15 protein-coding genes are annotated in these 17,645 nt (G+C 42.6%); 12 read left to right on the top strand and 3 right to left on the bottom strand.

What is annotated here, in order from left to right; genetic code table 11:
* Positions 1 to 20 precede the first annotated feature (20 nt).
* The 6 genes from EZ315_RS10450 (at position 21) to der (ending at position 7,159) form a co-directional block, all read left to right on the top strand.
* A complete protein-coding gene (locus EZ315_RS10450; RefSeq protein ID WP_135472023.1) occupies positions 21 to 1,622 on the top strand; it encodes a PKD-like family lipoprotein in 1,602 nt (533 codons plus the stop codon).
* A gap of 275 nt (positions 1,623 to 1,897) precedes the next feature.
* Positions 1,898 to 2,974 (top strand): thioredoxin family protein, encoded by a 1,077-nt coding sequence (locus tag EZ315_RS10445; RefSeq protein WP_242452578.1) that lies wholly within the window; start codon positions 1,898 to 1,900, stop codon positions 2,972 to 2,974.
* A gap of 136 nt (positions 2,975 to 3,110) precedes the next feature.
* Positions 3,111 to 3,824: a thioredoxin family protein gene (locus tag EZ315_RS10440; RefSeq protein WP_170957528.1), complete on the top strand. Its 714-nt coding sequence runs from the start codon at positions 3,111 to 3,113 to the stop codon at positions 3,822 to 3,824.
* The gene (locus EZ315_RS10435; RefSeq protein ID WP_135472021.1) at positions 3,821 to 4,750 is read left to right on the top strand and encodes a S1 family peptidase; all 930 of its coding nucleotides are present in this window, start codon (positions 3,821 to 3,823) and stop codon (positions 4,748 to 4,750) included. Before EZ315_RS10440 ends, EZ315_RS10435 begins: the two co-directional genes overlap by 4 nt.
* Positions 4,751 to 4,759: 9 nt before the next feature.
* The gene (locus tag EZ315_RS10430; RefSeq protein WP_170957527.1) at positions 4,760 to 5,665 is read left to right on the top strand and encodes a GLPGLI family protein; all 906 of its coding nucleotides are present in this window, start codon (positions 4,760 to 4,762) and stop codon (positions 5,663 to 5,665) included.
* 174 nt (positions 5,666 to 5,839) lie between these two features.
* Positions 5,840 to 7,159, top strand: coding sequence for a ribosome biogenesis GTPase Der (gene der / locus EZ315_RS10425; protein WP_135472019.1), 1,320 nt, complete (start codon positions 5,840 to 5,842; stop codon positions 7,157 to 7,159).
* Positions 7,160 to 7,335: 176 nt separating this feature from the next.
* Here the strand turns inward: der and EZ315_RS10420 are convergent, their stop codons facing one another.
* Positions 7,336 to 8,562 (bottom strand): transposase, encoded by a 1,227-nt coding sequence (locus EZ315_RS10420; RefSeq protein ID WP_135470567.1) that lies wholly within the window; start codon positions 8,560 to 8,562, stop codon positions 7,336 to 7,338.
* A gap of 138 nt (positions 8,563 to 8,700) precedes the next feature.
* On the opposite strand from EZ315_RS10420, the gene EZ315_RS10415 reads away from it, so the two are divergent.
* From EZ315_RS10415 to imm40, 6 genes are all read left to right on the top strand, one after another.
* Positions 8,701 to 9,624, top strand: coding sequence for a hypothetical protein (locus tag EZ315_RS10415; protein ID WP_135472018.1), 924 nt, complete (start codon positions 8,701 to 8,703; stop codon positions 9,622 to 9,624).
* Between the two features lie 318 nt (positions 9,625 to 9,942).
* Complete coding sequence (locus EZ315_RS10410) at positions 9,943 to 10,716, top strand: IS5 family transposase (protein WP_135471221.1); 774 nt, start codon at positions 9,943 to 9,945, stop codon at positions 10,714 to 10,716.
* A 155-nt stretch (positions 10,717 to 10,871) separates the two neighbouring features.
* Entirely contained in the window at positions 10,872 to 11,453 is a 582-nt protein-coding gene (locus EZ315_RS10405) for a hypothetical protein (RefSeq protein WP_135472017.1), read from the top strand.
* Between the two features lie 411 nt (positions 11,454 to 11,864).
* Entirely contained in the window at positions 11,865 to 12,938 is a 1,074-nt protein-coding gene (locus tag EZ315_RS10400) for a hypothetical protein (protein ID WP_135472016.1), read from the top strand.
* A gap of 4 nt (positions 12,939 to 12,942) precedes the next feature.
* Positions 12,943 to 13,812, top strand: coding sequence for a hypothetical protein (locus EZ315_RS10395; RefSeq protein WP_135472015.1), 870 nt, complete (start codon positions 12,943 to 12,945; stop codon positions 13,810 to 13,812).
* On the top strand, positions 13,809 to 14,687 hold the full coding sequence (gene imm40, locus EZ315_RS10390) for an Imm40 family immunity protein (RefSeq protein ID WP_135472014.1): 879 nt from the start codon (positions 13,809 to 13,811) through the stop codon (positions 14,685 to 14,687). Before EZ315_RS10395 ends, imm40 begins: the two co-directional genes overlap by 4 nt.
* 337 nt (positions 14,688 to 15,024) lie before the next feature.
* Here imm40 and EZ315_RS10385 read toward each other — a convergent pair whose 3' ends face one another.
* The gene (locus EZ315_RS10385) at positions 15,025 to 15,849 is read right to left on the bottom strand and encodes a class I SAM-dependent methyltransferase (protein ID WP_135472013.1); all 825 of its coding nucleotides are present in this window, start codon (positions 15,847 to 15,849) and stop codon (positions 15,025 to 15,027) included.
* A gap of 111 nt (positions 15,850 to 15,960) precedes the next feature.
* Positions 15,961 to 17,535 (bottom strand): sigma-70 family RNA polymerase sigma factor, encoded by a 1,575-nt coding sequence (locus EZ315_RS10380; RefSeq protein WP_135472012.1) that lies wholly within the window; start codon positions 17,533 to 17,535, stop codon positions 15,961 to 15,963.
* Between the last annotated feature and the right edge of the window lie 110 nt (positions 17,536 to 17,645).

The following is a 17,645-nucleotide window of genomic DNA, read 5'->3' as shown; positions in this document are numbered from 1 at the left end:
ATTAAATCATACTCTAAGTAATGAAAACCAAACTATATATATTGCTCTGTACTATAGGCTGCATTTTGCCTGCTTGTGTAGAGGATGAAGGTAATTATAGCTATAGGCCTGTCAATGAGATAATCATTGATGGCATTGAAGAATCATACCCAGGCATGGCATATAGCGATATAATTGAAATAAGGCCCGAAATCACTGGCTCTGTAAATGGCGATGACCTTTCCAACTATGAATACACTTGGTATCGTTGCCGAGGATCTCATGTCCATGACACAATAAGTCACGAAAAGGACCTGGTATGGAAAGCAAATGCAGCTCCAGGAAACCACACATTCTATCTTTCTGTAAAGGATAAAGAAACAGGTTATGAAAAGAATTATTCCACCACAGTAAGTCTTTCCTCTCCGTTCACTCGTGGATTCCTTATATTAGGCAGTCGGCCTCACACCGACAATCTGGTCGGTCTTGATATGCTTTCCATGGTCAATGGTCGTAACGACACGATTTATGCAAAAGATGTGTTTGATAATTCTGAACGCAAATTAAGAAATCCAAAAAATCTGATACTTACAGGCAGTTCTCGTATGAATCGCCTATATCTACAGACTGAGGATGCAACCTACAATCCGGTATTCACATCTCAATTTGAAACCTTAGGTGATGAATTCAATGACATGGGACTGATTGAGTGCCTGGAACCACACAAAGTGCCGATGAAACTGATGGATGTAGCTATGCGCCAAGGAGTTCACACATTAATGCCACTAAGCACCGCTCCACGTGTATACCTCACTGAGGATCTTGCTTTTGCCCACAAAGGCACAGAAAAGATGAACCAGGCATTAAACAGATATGGAATAACTTCAAAAACATATTTCAAATTCTATCCATATATTTTCTACAACACACGTAAGAGACTTAGTCATATTATAAATGACTATAGCGGCTCACTGTCTCCAATAGTTATATATGACCGTGATTATGATTGTTTCTCATATATCCAAGGAACCGCTTTGAGCTTTACACATTCCGTTCAAATCCAAAACACGGCAATATTAATGCAAACAGGCATATATATGATGAATCAGCCCAACGGTCGTACAATTGTATATGGAGAGAATGACTACTATCCGTCAAATGCTCGTTGCAATGCCATCATGAAAGATAATGATGACAAATACTATCTGTACCGTTTCGTATTGGGATGCCCTGGTATGGGTATGGCAACTCAGCCTAAAATAACAGATCCATTTTTCAAGGTCCTTGATCTATCCAAGATGACAAACTTCATGCAGCGAGAGCATATTTTTTTCGCTTCAGGAGCATCTTCATTGATATATTACTCAGTTGGGAACACATTATATGCCTATGATTACGTAAGTGAGAAACTTGCCAGCAAGCAATTTGACAGTAAAATCACATATCTTGCACCAGAAGTATCCAGCACTCGTAACTATAATCACTACTGGGTAGCTACATTCGATGGAGAAAAAGGTCACCTCTATAAAATGCAGACCATTGATAATACATCCGGTCCGACATTCAATCACCTGACCAACCAAGATTGGGAAATAGACCTAGAGATCAAGTCCGTACTATGGAAATCTGGTCAGATTTACTAATCCTCCATATTAAAAGAATGAAAAGAGCAAAACAACACTCCTTTCATACATGACAATGAATCCACTGCCTGGGAAAACATCCGATTAATAATCTGTTTCCCGGGCAGTTTTTTCTGTTAAAGGCTAAACTTTCAGAAATTATTTAAGTCTTATATTTATAAGACAATATTTTTCGGACTTATTATTTGCAGTTCAATGAATAATTGCTAATTTTGAGTCGCCTTAATGACAAATAATACCCGATCATCACATATCATTTACTACCAATATCAAGTATGAAAAAATTTTTAGCATCTATGCTCATGGGAGCAGCCGTATTGTCTGCATCTGCGCAGACCGACTTCCGTCACATCTCTTTTGACGAGGCACTCACTGCTGCCAAGCAAGAGAACAAGCTCATCTTCATCGACTTCTACACCACCTGGTGCGGTCCATGCAAAATGATGTCCAACAAGGTGTTCCCCCAAAAGAACGTCGGTGACTTCATGAACGCAAAGTTCATTCCTCTAAAGATGGATGCCGAGAAAGAGGGTCTGGAACTTGCAAAAAAATATGCCGTAAAGGCCTACCCCACTTATATTATCCTCAATGCACAGGGTAAGGAAGAAGCTCGTTTCACAGGTGCCATGGAAGGCGATGTGTTCATAAACAAGGTGAATGCAAGCCTTGACCCCGAACAGAAGCCCGAACGCCTCAAAGCCCGCTACGAAGCTGGCGATCGAACTCCTGAGCTCGTAAACACATATGCCATGCAACACTTTGAGAAACGCGACGAAAAAGGCGGTTTCAAAGTCATCGACGACTATTACAACTCACTCTCCGACGCTGACCGCATAAAGGATGAAAACATCTTCATCTTCACAAGATACACATTCGATTTCGACAGCGAACGCACACGCTTCATGGTTGATCACATCAAAGACTTCAGCAAAGCTTCTGCATCATCTGTCGGCGAACGCTTAGCGGATATATACAAAACCGAGCTTGGCTCTTACTTCTCAGGCTACAAGCGTCAACAAGGGCTCTATGACGAGAACGCTTACAATAAACTGAAGAAAGAGATGAACGACCTCGGCTTCAATAATGATGGCAAGTTCACCCCTGCATTCGAGTTCATCGAACAGAGAGGCAAAATGAACGACACCGAATTCCTCGCATACTGTGAAAACAAGTATGACAATTTCTCGCAGAACTATAAAGAGCTCCTGGTGATGAATCTCCCTCGTCTTTTTGACATCGAGAACCCGACCACAGCAGCCAACATCTGCAAATTCATACGTAACCGTATCGCAAAAATGAGCCCGGTATGCATCCAGATGGCAGGTCGCACACTTGGCTCCATCGAGAAATAAATAATTCATAATGACATAGGGAACAGGAGGACATGAAGCATCTGCCCATAAACACAAAACGTATATGGTCAGGCAACAAAAACATCGTCCCCCTGTTCTCCTGTCTCAACCCAGAGACATCAGAACAAATTATTATATGCGACGTTTATTAGCCTCCATCCTTTTCTCATTCACAATCATTGGAGCCGTATGCCAGACTGACTTCCGCGACATAAGCTTCGACGAAGCCCGCAAAGCTGCAAGCCGGGAAGGCAAGCTCGTGTTTATGGATTTCTACACATCATGGTGCGGTCCATGCAAAAGAATGACTGACCAAGTATTCCCTCAAAAAAGTGTTGGCGACTATATGAACGCCACATTCATACCCCTCAAGCTCGATGCAGAGAAAGGGGGCAGTGAACTGGCAGCACGTTACAAGGTCAAAAGCTATCCCACATACATAGTCACCGATACCGCCGGGCATGAAATAGCAAGGCTGTCATGCGCTATGCCGGCAGAGGAATTCCTGGAAAAAGTACGACATGCGATCGACTACGGAATGACACCCGAACGCATAAAGGAACGTTTTGAAAGCGGCGAACGCACACCTCAGCTCGTTGAAGCTTACGCCATGCAGCTTGTCGACAAAGGCGAATACCGCAATATCAACAAAATCATAGACGAATACTACCATTCACTCACAGACTCCCAGAAACTCGACCCTGCGAACACGTTTGTGTTCACTACATTCACCATGGGCTTCGACAATGAGCGTACGCGCTACATGATAGAACATGAGGAGGAATTCAAGAAAAACAATATCAAAGCCATAAACGACCGCATAACCCAATATCACAGATTTCATAAATGAAAATAACAACATCTCTGCCACGTATCATTATTCCGTCTTGCATCGGCGTGATGATGTGCGCATCGGCATTAGCATCGGGGACGGCACCTGAATATTACACCGACTACCCCTCAAAAATAGAAAATGTCACAGCCCAGCTGCGCGGCTATATCAACGAGCATCCCGAAAGGACCACCGACTCGATGATGAACCATGTGCTCGACGACATAAATAATGGCAAAATAGCCAGTGTTAAGACTCTTGCATCCTTACGTAAAAAGAAACTCTCCACAGAAGATCTCTACGACCTGTGCCGCAAAAGCACACTCGTGTTCGGCAAAATGGAGCACGTAGGATATCTCGGCAAAGACTCGGCATATTCCAACGCCTCAGCTGTAGCTCTCACTCCCGACGGCATATGCGCCACCAATTTCCATGTGATAAGCGACATAGTGATATGCGGAGCCTTCGACTACAAAAAACAGGGTGACCGCTCCAGGTTCGTAATGGATTGTGACGGCTACGCATATCCCATGCTATCGGTCATAGCCATCGACCCTCTCAACGATCTTGCCTTGATCAAGGTCGACACCCGGGACAAAAAGCTCACCCCTGCCCCACTCAACACTGCAGCCAAGCAGGGCACCAAGGTATATTGCCTCTCCAATCCAAGCGGAGCATACTTCCATTTCACCGACGGCATGGTGAGCAACTGCACACGCACTACCGACAAGCGCAGCGGACACACCAAATACATCATGGAAGTCACCTCCGACTACGGTGTCGGGGCAAGCGGCGGTCCGATCTTTGACGAACACGGCAATCTCGTAGCCCTCGTCAGCTCCACCCTGTCACTGTATGCCAACCCTCAGCAATTCCGCAATTTCCAGATGTCATACAAGCAGACTGTACCTGCATTCCTCATCCGCGAACGTTTTTCCGATTAAACCATGATTATGAAAAAAACAATAATTTCCACTATACTGCTGCTATCACTCGGACTCTCGGCATCAGCTCAGAACCCCGGACATAACCGTCGTGGCGAAGGTGACCGCGAAGCTGCGGCAAAAGAGATGCAGGCAAAAATGAAAGAGGAGGCAAACGCCTACTACGCAAATGCCGACACAGCCGAATACGGCATAAGATACCGCCTGAAATACCTGTTCAACAAGGAAAAAAATCTCACATTCGAAGAGGACCGCATAGTACTCATCACCCCCAAAGTAACCCTCTACCAGAGCTATGAAGGCATAGGTGAGACTCGCTGGCGTCTCGCCAATCCTAACGGTCAGGGAGGCGACCTCGGGCTTGCCTATCATCTCACCCCCGACTACTACTTCTACTATCCGGCAACAGGACGCAAAGTCAACACCTATCGCATCATCTCAGAGGAATTCAAGCTCAAGGATTTCACCTGCGACAACAAATGGAATATCACCGATGAGGAAAAGACCATCGGAGAATACAAATGCAGGAAAGCCACAATCTCGAAAGGCGGACGCGACTGGTCCGCATGGTTCACCAACGATCTGCCACACGTAGGAGCACCCCGCGATTTCAACGGACTCCCAGGAGTAGTGCTCGAAGTCGCCGACAAGGACAACGAGGTAAGATGGATGTTCAACGGAATTGTCAACCATGTGGAAGGAGACACCCTGTTCATAAAATATCCCGACAAGTTCTCCGATATCCCGGTAGAACGTTTCCCGAAAATACTTCACATCTTCGCGACATGCGACCAAAGCAACTACCTGCAAAACTCAGGGATCTACGACAAGCATAAAGGCTCATACCCCTTGAAATACCGTCCATCCACCGGAATTGATGCTTGTATCATAGATAACCCCATCGAGAAAGAATAATCACACTAAAAAATTACAGGGCCATAGGTCAAAGAACGATAATTCATATCAGCTCTTTGACCTATGGTCTTAATTATTCACGGAAATTTTGTACCTTTGCACTCGAAACGCATTGAACCCTCACGCGTTATCACTTGTTTTTTCGCTAAACCGCAATAATCATCAACCCGAAATATGTCACAGTTAATCGCTATAGTAGGTCGGCCCAATGTCGGCAAATCAACCCTTTTTAACCGCCTCACACAGACCCGCACAGCCATCACCAACGATGAAGCTGGCACCACGCGTGACCGTCAGTACGGAAAAGTGGAATGGGTAGGCAAAGAATTCTCCATCGTCGACACCGGAGGCTGGGTAATCGGAAGCGAAGACGTGTTTGAAAGCGAAATCAACAAACAGGTACAGGTAGCCATCGAACAGGCCGATGAAATCCTTTTCGTTGTCGACGCCACCAACGGTGTCACCGATCTTGACGACCAGGTGGCAGAAATACTGCGACGGTCATCCAAACCGGTCATTCTTGTAGCCAACAAAGTAGACGCCGGAGAATCACTCTACAACATAGCTGAATTCTACTCGCTCGGACTCGGAGACCCCTACGGAGTATCTGCCGTCAGCGGATACGGCACCGGCGACCTGCTGGATGAAGTCGTAGCCAAAATGCCCGAAAAAGACAATGACGAATCCGACATACTCGACGACATCCCCAAGATATGCATCGTCGGCAGGCCCAACGCCGGAAAGTCATCGCTTGTCAACTCATTTATGGAACAAGAGCGTCACATAGTCACCGACATAGCCGGAACCACACGTGACTCCATATACACAAGATACAACAAATTCGGATTCGATTTCTACCTCGTCGACACCGCCGGCATACGCAAGAAAAACAAAGTCAACGAGGACATCGAATACTACTCCGTGATCCGCTCCATCAGGGCTATCGAAGCCTCCGATGTATGCCTGCTCATGATCGATGCCACACGCGGCATCGAAGCACAGGACGTCTCGATATTCTCACTCATACAACGTAACAAAAAAGGTTTCGTTGTAGTGGTCAACAAATGGGATCTCGTAGAGGACAAGAGCAAGGAAGCAATAAAGCACTACGAAGAAGCCATACGCGCACGCTTCGCGCCATTCATCGACTTCCCGATAATCTTCGCATCCGCACTGACAAAACAACGCATATTCAAAGTCCTTGAGACAGCTCTTGACGTATGCAAGAACCGTCAGCGCATCATCCCCACATCACAGCTCAACACTGTGATGCTCGAAGTAATCTCGGCATATCCCCCGCCAGCCAACAAAGGCAAATTTGTACGCATCAAATACGTGACCATGCTCAAAGGCTCGCCGATCCCCACATTCATATTCTTCTGTAACCTCCCGCAATGGGTCAAAGAACCATATCGGAGATACCTGGAGAACAAAATACGCGAAAACTGGGATTTCCACGGAACCCCGATCAACATATTCATGCGCGAAAAATAAAATATCCGCCACAACATATCACCTTATCTATCACGCAATGCCTCCTGAACCATCCACAGGGCATTGCGTGATATTTATATACCACCCAATAATCCCAAACTCCCCCACCCCACCCATTTTATTGCCCGATTATCATAAACAATGATTCGGTAAAATTTGAGGTTGTTCAGCCTTGGCTAAGCCGCTAACTGAGCCAACCGATGATTTATCTTCTTAATTATTTTGAGATGCGGAGATTTTCCGCAAGTCGAAATAATTGTTGAGGCGAGATAAGATTCAAACATAAGCCGTTTGAACTGCGCTACCGAAAGATCCGGATAATCCTTCCTTATGACCTCTTTGCAGACATTGAGGGCTGTGAAGGAAAGATTGAACGCAAAGTCAAGCCGCTCCCTGTCGCGGGTCTGCTGTGACTGAAGTCCGGTAAACTGCTTGGCATCGCGTATACCGAACTCAATCTGAAAGCGGGTGCGGTAGAAACCGATGATCTTTTCAGGCCTCATGTCGGTGTCGGTAGAGAAGTAAAGAAGAGTCTCTGCGTTTTCAACCGGACAGACCACGATACGGATGTCGCGTTTCAATGCCCTCGAATGTACGACCGCCGTGTGACATCGGGTTTTGTTTCCTTTGGAATCCTCATATATGAATGAAGTGAACACGGACATGTCAAGGTTGGAGAAATCCACTTTCTCTCCATACTTTTTCTTTCTGCCGCGTCTTCGCGGGGCGGAGGAATCCGGTATGGCCAGATACCTCAGATATGAGTTGGCACGTAATCTTCCGACAAATCGAAATCCCATGCCAATCACTTCATTTACAAACTCATATTTAGAGAAAAAGGCATCGGCAACCAGAATATCCGTCAGTGAGAGCAGCTCTGTCGCCTTTGACCTTACAAGTGCCACATACCAGTCAAGCATTGACATTTGTTTCTCAGATTCAAGAGTCCTGAAGTTCGGTGACTGGACAGCACCGAGCATCACGCATGTATGTTTACTCAGACTTATTGCCCCGATCGCCATTATCTCCAGACCGCGTTTGACACGTTGTGCCACCCCTGACCAGAAACGGCCTATGCCATACGTCAGTCTGCCTGCTTTTGAGATGAACGACGGATCGATTGCCACTGCCATGTCATCGGCCGGCCCAAAACAATCCTGCGCCATACCTATGTTGACTTTCATCCAGTCTACGGATGTCTTGAAATTGGAAGCAAAGGTCTTGGCTGTACGACCGCCATAGCGCGACAGCCGGGTAAAATTGACTTTGCCCGGAATCAACGCTACAGTGCGTATTGTTAAAATCAGCCAGTTGAGGAACCTTTTGCTCATCTTGGTTGTAGTATTTTCAAATACCGACTTACACCGAAAGGTGAAGTCTTTGAGAATCGCCAATACGTTCATACGCTAAGATTTTTATAATGAACGCTTTGGCGATTCATTTGTATTTGACAATTCGATATATTAACTTAAGTTTCAACTACTTCGGTAATTTTTACCGAATCATTGATAAAGTTACATGGATTTATTGTATCTTTGCGTATGGCAACACTCTATAAGATATTGATTCTGTGTGTTGGCTTTGCTCTCTCCTGCAACCTTTGGGCGCAAAGTCATCGGAATCCTATGCAAACAGACATAAGTCCGCTTAAAATTGAGCGCGATGCTCTTGGAGCAGTGTACTATTGGATAGACAATAATGCGCTTGACCTTGACCGAGTGGATTACAGTGACTTGTATGAAACTTATCTAACGCCTATTGATGGACAGTTGTTTGAGGACTGTACTCGGCTATTCATTGAGGGGAAACTTCGTTTGGAGCCTACCTTCCTAAAAACATATAGTTATTGGGGTAGTCACACTTATGATGCTCCTGTCAATGGGGTACTTGGCAATGATTTCAAGCGGATAGAGGTCTATTTCTATACTGATGCGTTAAAAACTGATTCCGTGACATACTCCGTAAGGGGGCGAACAAAGGTGAAGAAGAATATCTGCGATTTTTCGGGAGAAGTCAAAATCAAGAAAATCTACCATGTTTTTGAGCGCGACACCGATTCTCCTGACTACTATAAAATTATCGCTGATTATTCTCTTAGGGAAGATTCTGTGCAGAAAGGAAGCGGAGTATTTCGCGGTATATTAGGCGCATACGGATATGTCACGGATGATGCTCCAGAAGTTATTAAGGTAGACAACACAGATCAGGACGGCGACGGCTATATGAATCGCTCCTATGTCGGTACATGGCAGAGTTATAAGACCCCGGCGATAGTAAAACGCTGTATGTGGGGAGATAACCGTCTGCCATTCCGCTTTGATTTCGATATAGGTGCCGGAGAAATTCGCGTGAATTCAAAATATGCCTCACCCGAATGGGATAGATTCATGGAGGGTAAAGACCTTGATGTTGTAGAACCCGAAAGTGGCGATAGCCGTGCCACCTATAAAGATCCGTGGTGGTGATGAATCTGAACGATAAACGATTTTGGATAGCGTGGGCTATAGCCGAACTACTGCTGTTGGCATCCTGCATAGATTTCGTTGTCAGGTGTCAATCGCTTGGCATGATATATGTATTTGCTATAACCCAGCCGTTAATGATAGCTGTGGCATTATTCAAAACGACTAATCCAAATGCCGCATTGGTAAATTTGATAATCATCAGTTTATATACGGTTTATTCGATTTATCTTAGAAACTGTTTAAAATTAGAATTGAAAAAATGTTATAGGGCATAACAAACCCTCAGCCAAAGTGTTGAAGGAGAAAAACATTGTTCACATGCATAGAATCAATCTCTATCAGACACTTTTGACCGAGGGTCAATGGTCTTATATAAACAAAGTATTCTTCGAAAATGATTGTCGCAAACGTAAAAATTCACTACGGAGCCTATTCGAAGCGGTATTATACCTACTGGTCACAGGATGTCAGTGGAGGATGCTTCCGCACGATTATCCCAAGTGGCAACTGGTGTACTATTACTTCCGAAAGTGGTCCAAAGAAGGTAGAATCGAACATTTGCTCAACAAACTTGTACGAAAGGTGAGGAAGAAACGAAATCAATCAGAAAGTCCCTCTGTAGGAGCATTGGACGCACAAAGCGTTAAATGGGGCAACCGTAAGAGTGACAATGGATTTGACGCAAACAAGAAAGTCAAGGGCATCAAACGTAACATAGTGGTTGACCGCAATGGCTTTATTCTTGCCCGGACAGTATGCAGTGCATCGGTTCATGATTCCCATCAGGCTCACCCATTGTGTAATGCAGCAGACAGAGAGTGGGAACGGCTTGAAAAGGTTCTTGTTGACCGGGGTTACCGAGGGGAGATTGCTAAAGATATTGAAAAAGATTTTGCAATCAGCCTTGAGGTTTCCAATACTCCAAACGGGACTAAGGGATTCATACCGAAACCTCTCAGATGGGTGGTCGAGAGAACTTTCTCATGGCTTGACTGGTTCCGTCGCCTTTCACGCAATTATGAAGAATCAACCGAGGTCGCTGAAGAAATGATTGATTTGGCTGCCATAAAAATTTTATTGAATCAAATTTAAACAGTTTCTTAGATTGACGCATGAGGATACTGATGGCTGGGGCTGGTTTGCTTTCGCGGTTGTTCTTCCAACTGCACAGCTAATACTGCTATTACTATATTGGGGGCTTGAAAAACTCGCAGGAATTACCGAACATAATCAATGACGATATTACCATGGAAGATGCTTTAAGATACATAATTATCGCTGTTATCCTTTATGCCGTTTGCATGGGGATATATAAGGCTGTTCGCACTCGAAAAATTAATTATTGCTTTTGGGCGATTATTGGATTGTTTGGAATAGAGATATGGCTGTCGAGAGGTTTTCTCATTACTCTCCAGATTTATGATTGGGCTACATGGATTGTATGCTTTTTGACAATAAGCAGTTTCCTTGGTACTAAAAAATCGAAGTTAAGTCGATGTATAAGCGGCATTACTTTAACGAGCCTCACATTGTCATTGATAGGTTTTGTTATTCTAAATATTATTGCGGACCGAAAAGATAAAATTGTGATTGAAACACCATTAAGCGGATATTCAACAGCCCGAATTGACGAGATATATTTCAAATACAATGGTAAATCTTTTGAGCGTGCTTTCAATCTAAAGGATTATTCCAATATTGATGATTTGCGAAATGGCTATAATGTGGAACTGACCATTATCCCCGTTGCTAAAAACATAGCTAAGATTGAGTCTGTAGATCTTGTGCCAAAACTTGAATTGATGAAATTGAAAGGATGTAGGCAATGAAGTTCTTAAAGAAAATATTTGTCTGCTGTTGCCGTTTCCAAGAACGTATAGGAAATGGAGATATGCCTGTGGCTATGTCTATGGGCATGATATTGTTTACAATTTACATATACTTAACTGCCATCTCAATAGGCGTTTCATTCTATTGGGGAAACATAATTGGTAAGCACTTAATATTAGACTTCAAAAACTGATGCTTTACAATATCCTTATATGTTGTTTAATAGGAGGAATGTTTTATCTAAAACACCTTAAAGACAATCGACTAAATCAAATTCTGTCTATCGAGATTTCCAAATCTGATAAAATAAGTGCTGTTGTATTCATTATTGGAAGTATAGTCAGTCTATGTGGAGTATTTATGTTTATGTGGGCTGTAAATAATGGGTTTATATTGGAAGGAGGCAAGGAATGAAAAAATTACTTTTGATCATAATAGCATTATCGACTTTGTGTATATCGTGCAAGGGCAAAGGCACGACATCGGCATCAAATGACAATAAGCATGATTCTATTACAGAGATATACGATAGCAAATCATTTGAATTCCTAAGGAAACTCGGCATTGAAGAAGAATCACTAATTGCGAAAGATGATTCTTTGCCGGCTCCATCTGACAATGATTATCTCCTTACCACAAAAGAGCAAGGGGGGTTGCTCAAAGGTGTAATCACGTCAGACTTTAACCTGTCCGATACCGCATCGGTATATCTTGTATCAGTCAGGCAAATAAATGATAATGTAGTATTATGCCAATATAAATATCTGTTCAGCGATATTGAAGATGTGTATATTGCGACATACAATTTCGATGGAACTTTTATTGACGCAATGTATGCAGGAAACTGTTGGGATAAGTCGGATTTATTAGATAATCCGTCAGACTCAACAGAGTTAATATGTGCCGAGCATACTTTGATATATTTTATCACAGACCATGAATTTACATACAACTATGAATACAAAGAAATAGAACATAACATCAATAACGACGAGGACACAACCACATACTCAGAAACGGTTTCAATGTGTTGTAACATAGAGAGGAACGGCAAAATAGTAATAACTTCGCCTGAGGCTGAAACGTATGAGGAAGGCGTATTCAGACTATGGAGCGGCTCAGACAGCAAAGAGGAATGGGATCAGGTTAGAAAGATACAGACACTTACCCGCTATCCTTGTTCTGATGAAACCGTGCTTGAACAATGGGATAGTCTGGGAAATAGTGTTGATGCAGCTACGGCAGAATCATTCGTATTCAACTTTTTTAATTACGTATTCATGCCACAGCCGGAAAAGGTTTTGAGATATATTTACGAAAATCGTGACTATAAATCTCTGTCCCTGACGATGCCTCTTGGATTCTACTACACATATACCCCACAATCCCGCAAAAACATTGATGCAGCTATCGCCAAACTCGACAATCCGGCAATGCGGGCATACTATAAGAGAATGACGGAATTATGGTTGTCAAAAGATTGATGTTATGAAAAATTTGATTGGTATTACGTTCCTAACGATTATTGCATCTTCTTTAATTATTGCATGCAACGGAGGAAATAGATCCGGTGACATCACACAGCTGCAAACTATAGAAGATTCTGTAACTGAAAATATCGCTGATGTTATCAGAGGCCGGATAATCGAAGATACCGTTATCGGGCACTGGACTATCAAAGCGACTAAAGATTCCAATGATATTGTAGTTGGGCGACATGACTGGGAAGTGAAAGATTCCTCCGTCTTTCTGACCATATCCTATGACCGAAATATAGTGTACTCCGACAAGGAAATACGGACGAAAGATGTGGTCGGCACCGAAGGTGAATATATCATGCAGTGGGGAGGTGAAGTTTTTTGGGTATCGGATTCGGCCATCTACTTATCATTTGGCTGCTTCCTTCCCGACACGGACGACGGTTGGAACATGTTGTATCAGATTCTTAATGATGGCACATCAAATATTATAGTTCTTGAGTATGAGATGGGTGTTGATGGGAATTCATATATTGCCGACTTTATGGCTCTATATCTGAACGAAAGAGCGGCCGGCACATCATCATCAGACTTGAAAAGACTGTATGAACAGTATTGCTCCAAAGAGCTTGCAGAAGAGTTATACGCCGCACTACTCCCGATTGTTCCGGATGATGCCGACTTTCGGCACGCCTATAAAACAATTCAAATAGAACCTCAAGACGGTTTTACAGGACTTCCGTTGGAAAAGTATTCATTCGAGGTTAAATTCAAGCCTTACCACAACGATGATAACGTGACAGACATCCTGTATATGGAAGTTGACGGGACGACAAACAAGATTATAAAAATAGATAGCGGTGAAAGAAAAGTGATATGAAACTGACCGATAAACGATATAGAAATCAGATTTTTAAGAACACCTCATTCTGCAATGGTGGCATTGCCGTTTGGTGGACTAAAAAGATATTTGAACGATGCCAATTCCTGAGTTGTGACTTTTCCGATGTCCTTGCAAGAGGCTGTCGGTTTACTGATTGTGTTTTCAAACGCGGTAAGCTGCAACACTTTTCTATGGGTGGAAGGACTTTGATTTTGTTGCGAAAATCTATATATAAAGGTTGTACCTTTGAACGTATTAAATTAAGGAGTTTGGGAATTGCAGACTTCATCAGCTGCACTTTCATTGATTGTGACTTCAATACAGCATTTATTACATCTTCGTTTTCAGAGTGTAAATTCATAGGAAATGTGCGAGGATGTGTATTTTGTGGTCCTAAATATAATAGTTACTATTATAATGACAGACTGTCTTATTGGATTTCTAATAAAGGGCGTCTGAACAATGTCGATTTTTCAGAGGCTAACATTATTGATGTCGATTTTCGAGGAGGAATTGACTTGTCTACAACCCGATTACAACAATCAGATCTTTCAAATAGACTAAATGATAAATATTCCCTTGAATCCATTGGCATAGATGGATTTGCCTATTCAAAAAATGAGGCATTAAGAATAGTAGAAGAATATTATCACTCAAATGAGGCCATTCTTGGCGGTGATGTGTACAAGGTGAAAAATGGGAAGATTAAACTGACATATGACAGTTGGTATTGTGAACGGAATAGTGCGGAAACTATATCCGAGTATGTCAACCGAAGTTATAAGATTGCTCGTGATTATATCAGCAGATACCATAGCACAACAAACATCCTTTTCGGATTCGTTATAGAAGAAAAGCATGATGAAATCTGACAGCAAAATACATAGGTTCTTCTTAGGGCGGCGAGGTGAGACACGTATGCCTTTTGGTATTATGCTACTGATTCTCGTGCCGTTTCTTATTGCCGGCCTGTATTTCCAAAATCGCAAATACAACGCACTGTCGGCAAATCCGGAATTCACATCATCTACAATTTCAAATATCGACACTGAAAGCCACTACTGACCAGGACTCGACTGGGATTATAACCACATCCTGTCTTTTGACCTTGATGGCGCGTCATGGAAGGACATCATAAACTCAATCCGAAAACTACTTGATAAACGGCCACGAAGCTGACTAAGAAACGATTTTAATATTTGTTGTGGTTTATTGCACAGATCTGCCAGTGTGCGATGATGCAGAATCCATTGCAGATGATTTTTTAAGTATGTAAAAACAGCTTGTTGAGAAGAAATTACGTATATATGGCATTTCGGAGAGTGGTTTTAGCAGGCGTCGAGGTTTAAGGCCAAACTTTACTTCATAATGGGGATTTACAAAATAAAGCCTTCGATCTACTATATCAAATGATGTCTGAGCAACTATTTTTTCAAAAAGTTCTATTGTAATTTTTGTGCTCTTTATTGAAAGAAGCTCATTGATGCATTCTACGTTTTCCCCTCCCAATGACAATATATATTTGTAGAGACACTGAGGGAGCATATGAAAGAAGGGTGTGATCGAAAGAAGCTTGCTGTGGCAAATCTGCTGATGACCGCCGAAAGGCATTTGCCATGCTGGAAATCCAATAAACAGAAGCCCTTTGGGCTTTAAGAAGCATTCTATCCTTGAAAGCATCTCCTGTTTATTGCCTATATGTTCAATAACATCATGGCAAATAACCAAATCAAAATAGCTTTTGTATCCGTTGAGTTTTAATATATCGGAACAAATGAATTTTGCATTTGCATTCTCTTGTTCAAAGAATGATTTTGCGTCATTTATCCTGTTTGCAGAGATGTCAACTCCGACAACCTCATAGCCTCTTTTTGCGAAATGAAGCAGATTTCCGCCATCGCCACATCCGACCTCAAGTATGGATATGGGGCCCGCCATATCCAGGAAATCCTTGATATAGGGCATGAAGTACCGTTCACTCGTCTGCGCAAGTTCCCGGAAATATTGAAGTCTGTCGATATGTCTCTTCTGCATTATATTGGAGTTTAGTCATCTTATAGATGAATAAACTTACCCGATATTGCACGAAGAGGAAACAGAATTGTTATGACTTAATATAGAGCCTCTCTGATTATCAGATTTGTTTTACCACGTCATTCTGATACCGATCGGGAGTGTGAACTCAAACGGCTTGTCTTGTCGTATGGTGTTTATCTCTGGCTCTGTTCTGAAATAATAATTTATAGAGGGCTCTGCGTATATGCTTATTGACGGTGTGAACTGGCACTCGATACCTATTCCTCCTTCTACTGACCATTGCAGAGGCACCGAGAGGCGGGAGGTGTCAAAGATGGGTGAGTCAGCATTGTAGTTGTAATGACTGGTGTATGACTTTCCGTTGACAGGGATATCCAGAACAATGCCTGATTGACCATAGATCGACAGTCTATTAGCCTGGAATATATTGTAGTTGAATTTCAAAGGGACACCTAAATAATGGATTTTATTGGTTGATTCAGAATGGTGATATTTATTCTCCGTAAATATATCTGTCCTAAGATATGTGTATCTTAAACCGCTTTCAATACTCCATTTAGGAGAAAGCCGTCGGCCTACAGAGATACCGACACTAACCGGGACATAGTGCTTTACTTTCCGATTCTCCTCGATATCTTGATCAGTAACATCAGATGAGATGTCAGGGACTTTGTTTTTTGACCGGTTATTCTGTCCGGTAGTTCCTGAATATGCCAATGAGAATGTCCAACCATCATTGTCAGCCGGCTGGATCAACTGGCTTTGCCTGATTTTAGCTATAAGACGGTCATTATCCGGAATTACAATTGTCTTGGCAGTGGAGTCGGATGGTGTGTTGTTACCAAAATCAACAACATTTGTATCCACCTTCAACTCGATTGTGTCTTTTTCTTCAACAAGTTTATTATGCGTATGATTATGCAAGGATGAAACCGTGGAAGCAACAATCCTGTTGTCGTTCATAATCGCATTAGAATCGCTCTTTATAGATTCAGTGACAGAAGTATGCCCCAGCAATGTGTTGCCGGCAGATGATATGGCATCTTCTTGAATGTTGCGTCGGAACAACGAATTATATATGACAAGTGTTGTGAGGATCAGTATAGAAGTAACACCCATCTCCGCCCTGTACTGGGAAATCATCTTACGGAGCATCACTTTCGCATGATACAATTGTGAGGCGGATGTCAAATGAGATATGCCGAGCAATTCGGCAATCTCTTTATGGGACAATCCTTGTAGAACATTCAGCCTGAATACCGTTCTATATCCATCGGGCAATCTTTGTATTATAGATTCAAGCTGCGGCCATGATAAATCCGTTTCATAATTTTGTTCAGATAATCGCTCCGGTATGTCCGTATCTGATATTTGGATGGAGGCATGTTCTGATTCTTTTCTGAGATATTGGAGAGATAAATTCTTCATTATGGTTGTTAGCCATGATTCTATTTTGGTTGCGTCTTTAAGTGTCACAATCGAAGTGAATGCAACAATAAACCCATCATGAAGAATATCCTGTGCAATGTCTTTATTATGGACATAATAGCCTATCACCCCCATCATTGGAAGTGAGAAAATCTGATAAAGGGTTCCAAATGCGTCCCTGTTGCCATTCTGGCAATCCTTTACAATAGCCTCTATATCCATTTTATGCAATATATTATATATAGATATATCCATGCCTTAAATATTGCATCAATAAATATAAAAATTTCTGCCGACACATACTCAATGGTCTGATAAGCGATATTGACATATTTTTGTTATCAGCATACTTAAGGTACATTTAT

This window comes from Duncaniella freteri (assembly GCF_004766125.1).
GTDB classification, from domain to species: Bacteria; Bacteroidota; Bacteroidia; order Bacteroidales; family Muribaculaceae; genus Duncaniella; species Duncaniella freteri.
Note: the sequence above shows the minus strand (reverse complement) of the source record. Positions and strands in the feature narration are given on the sequence as shown.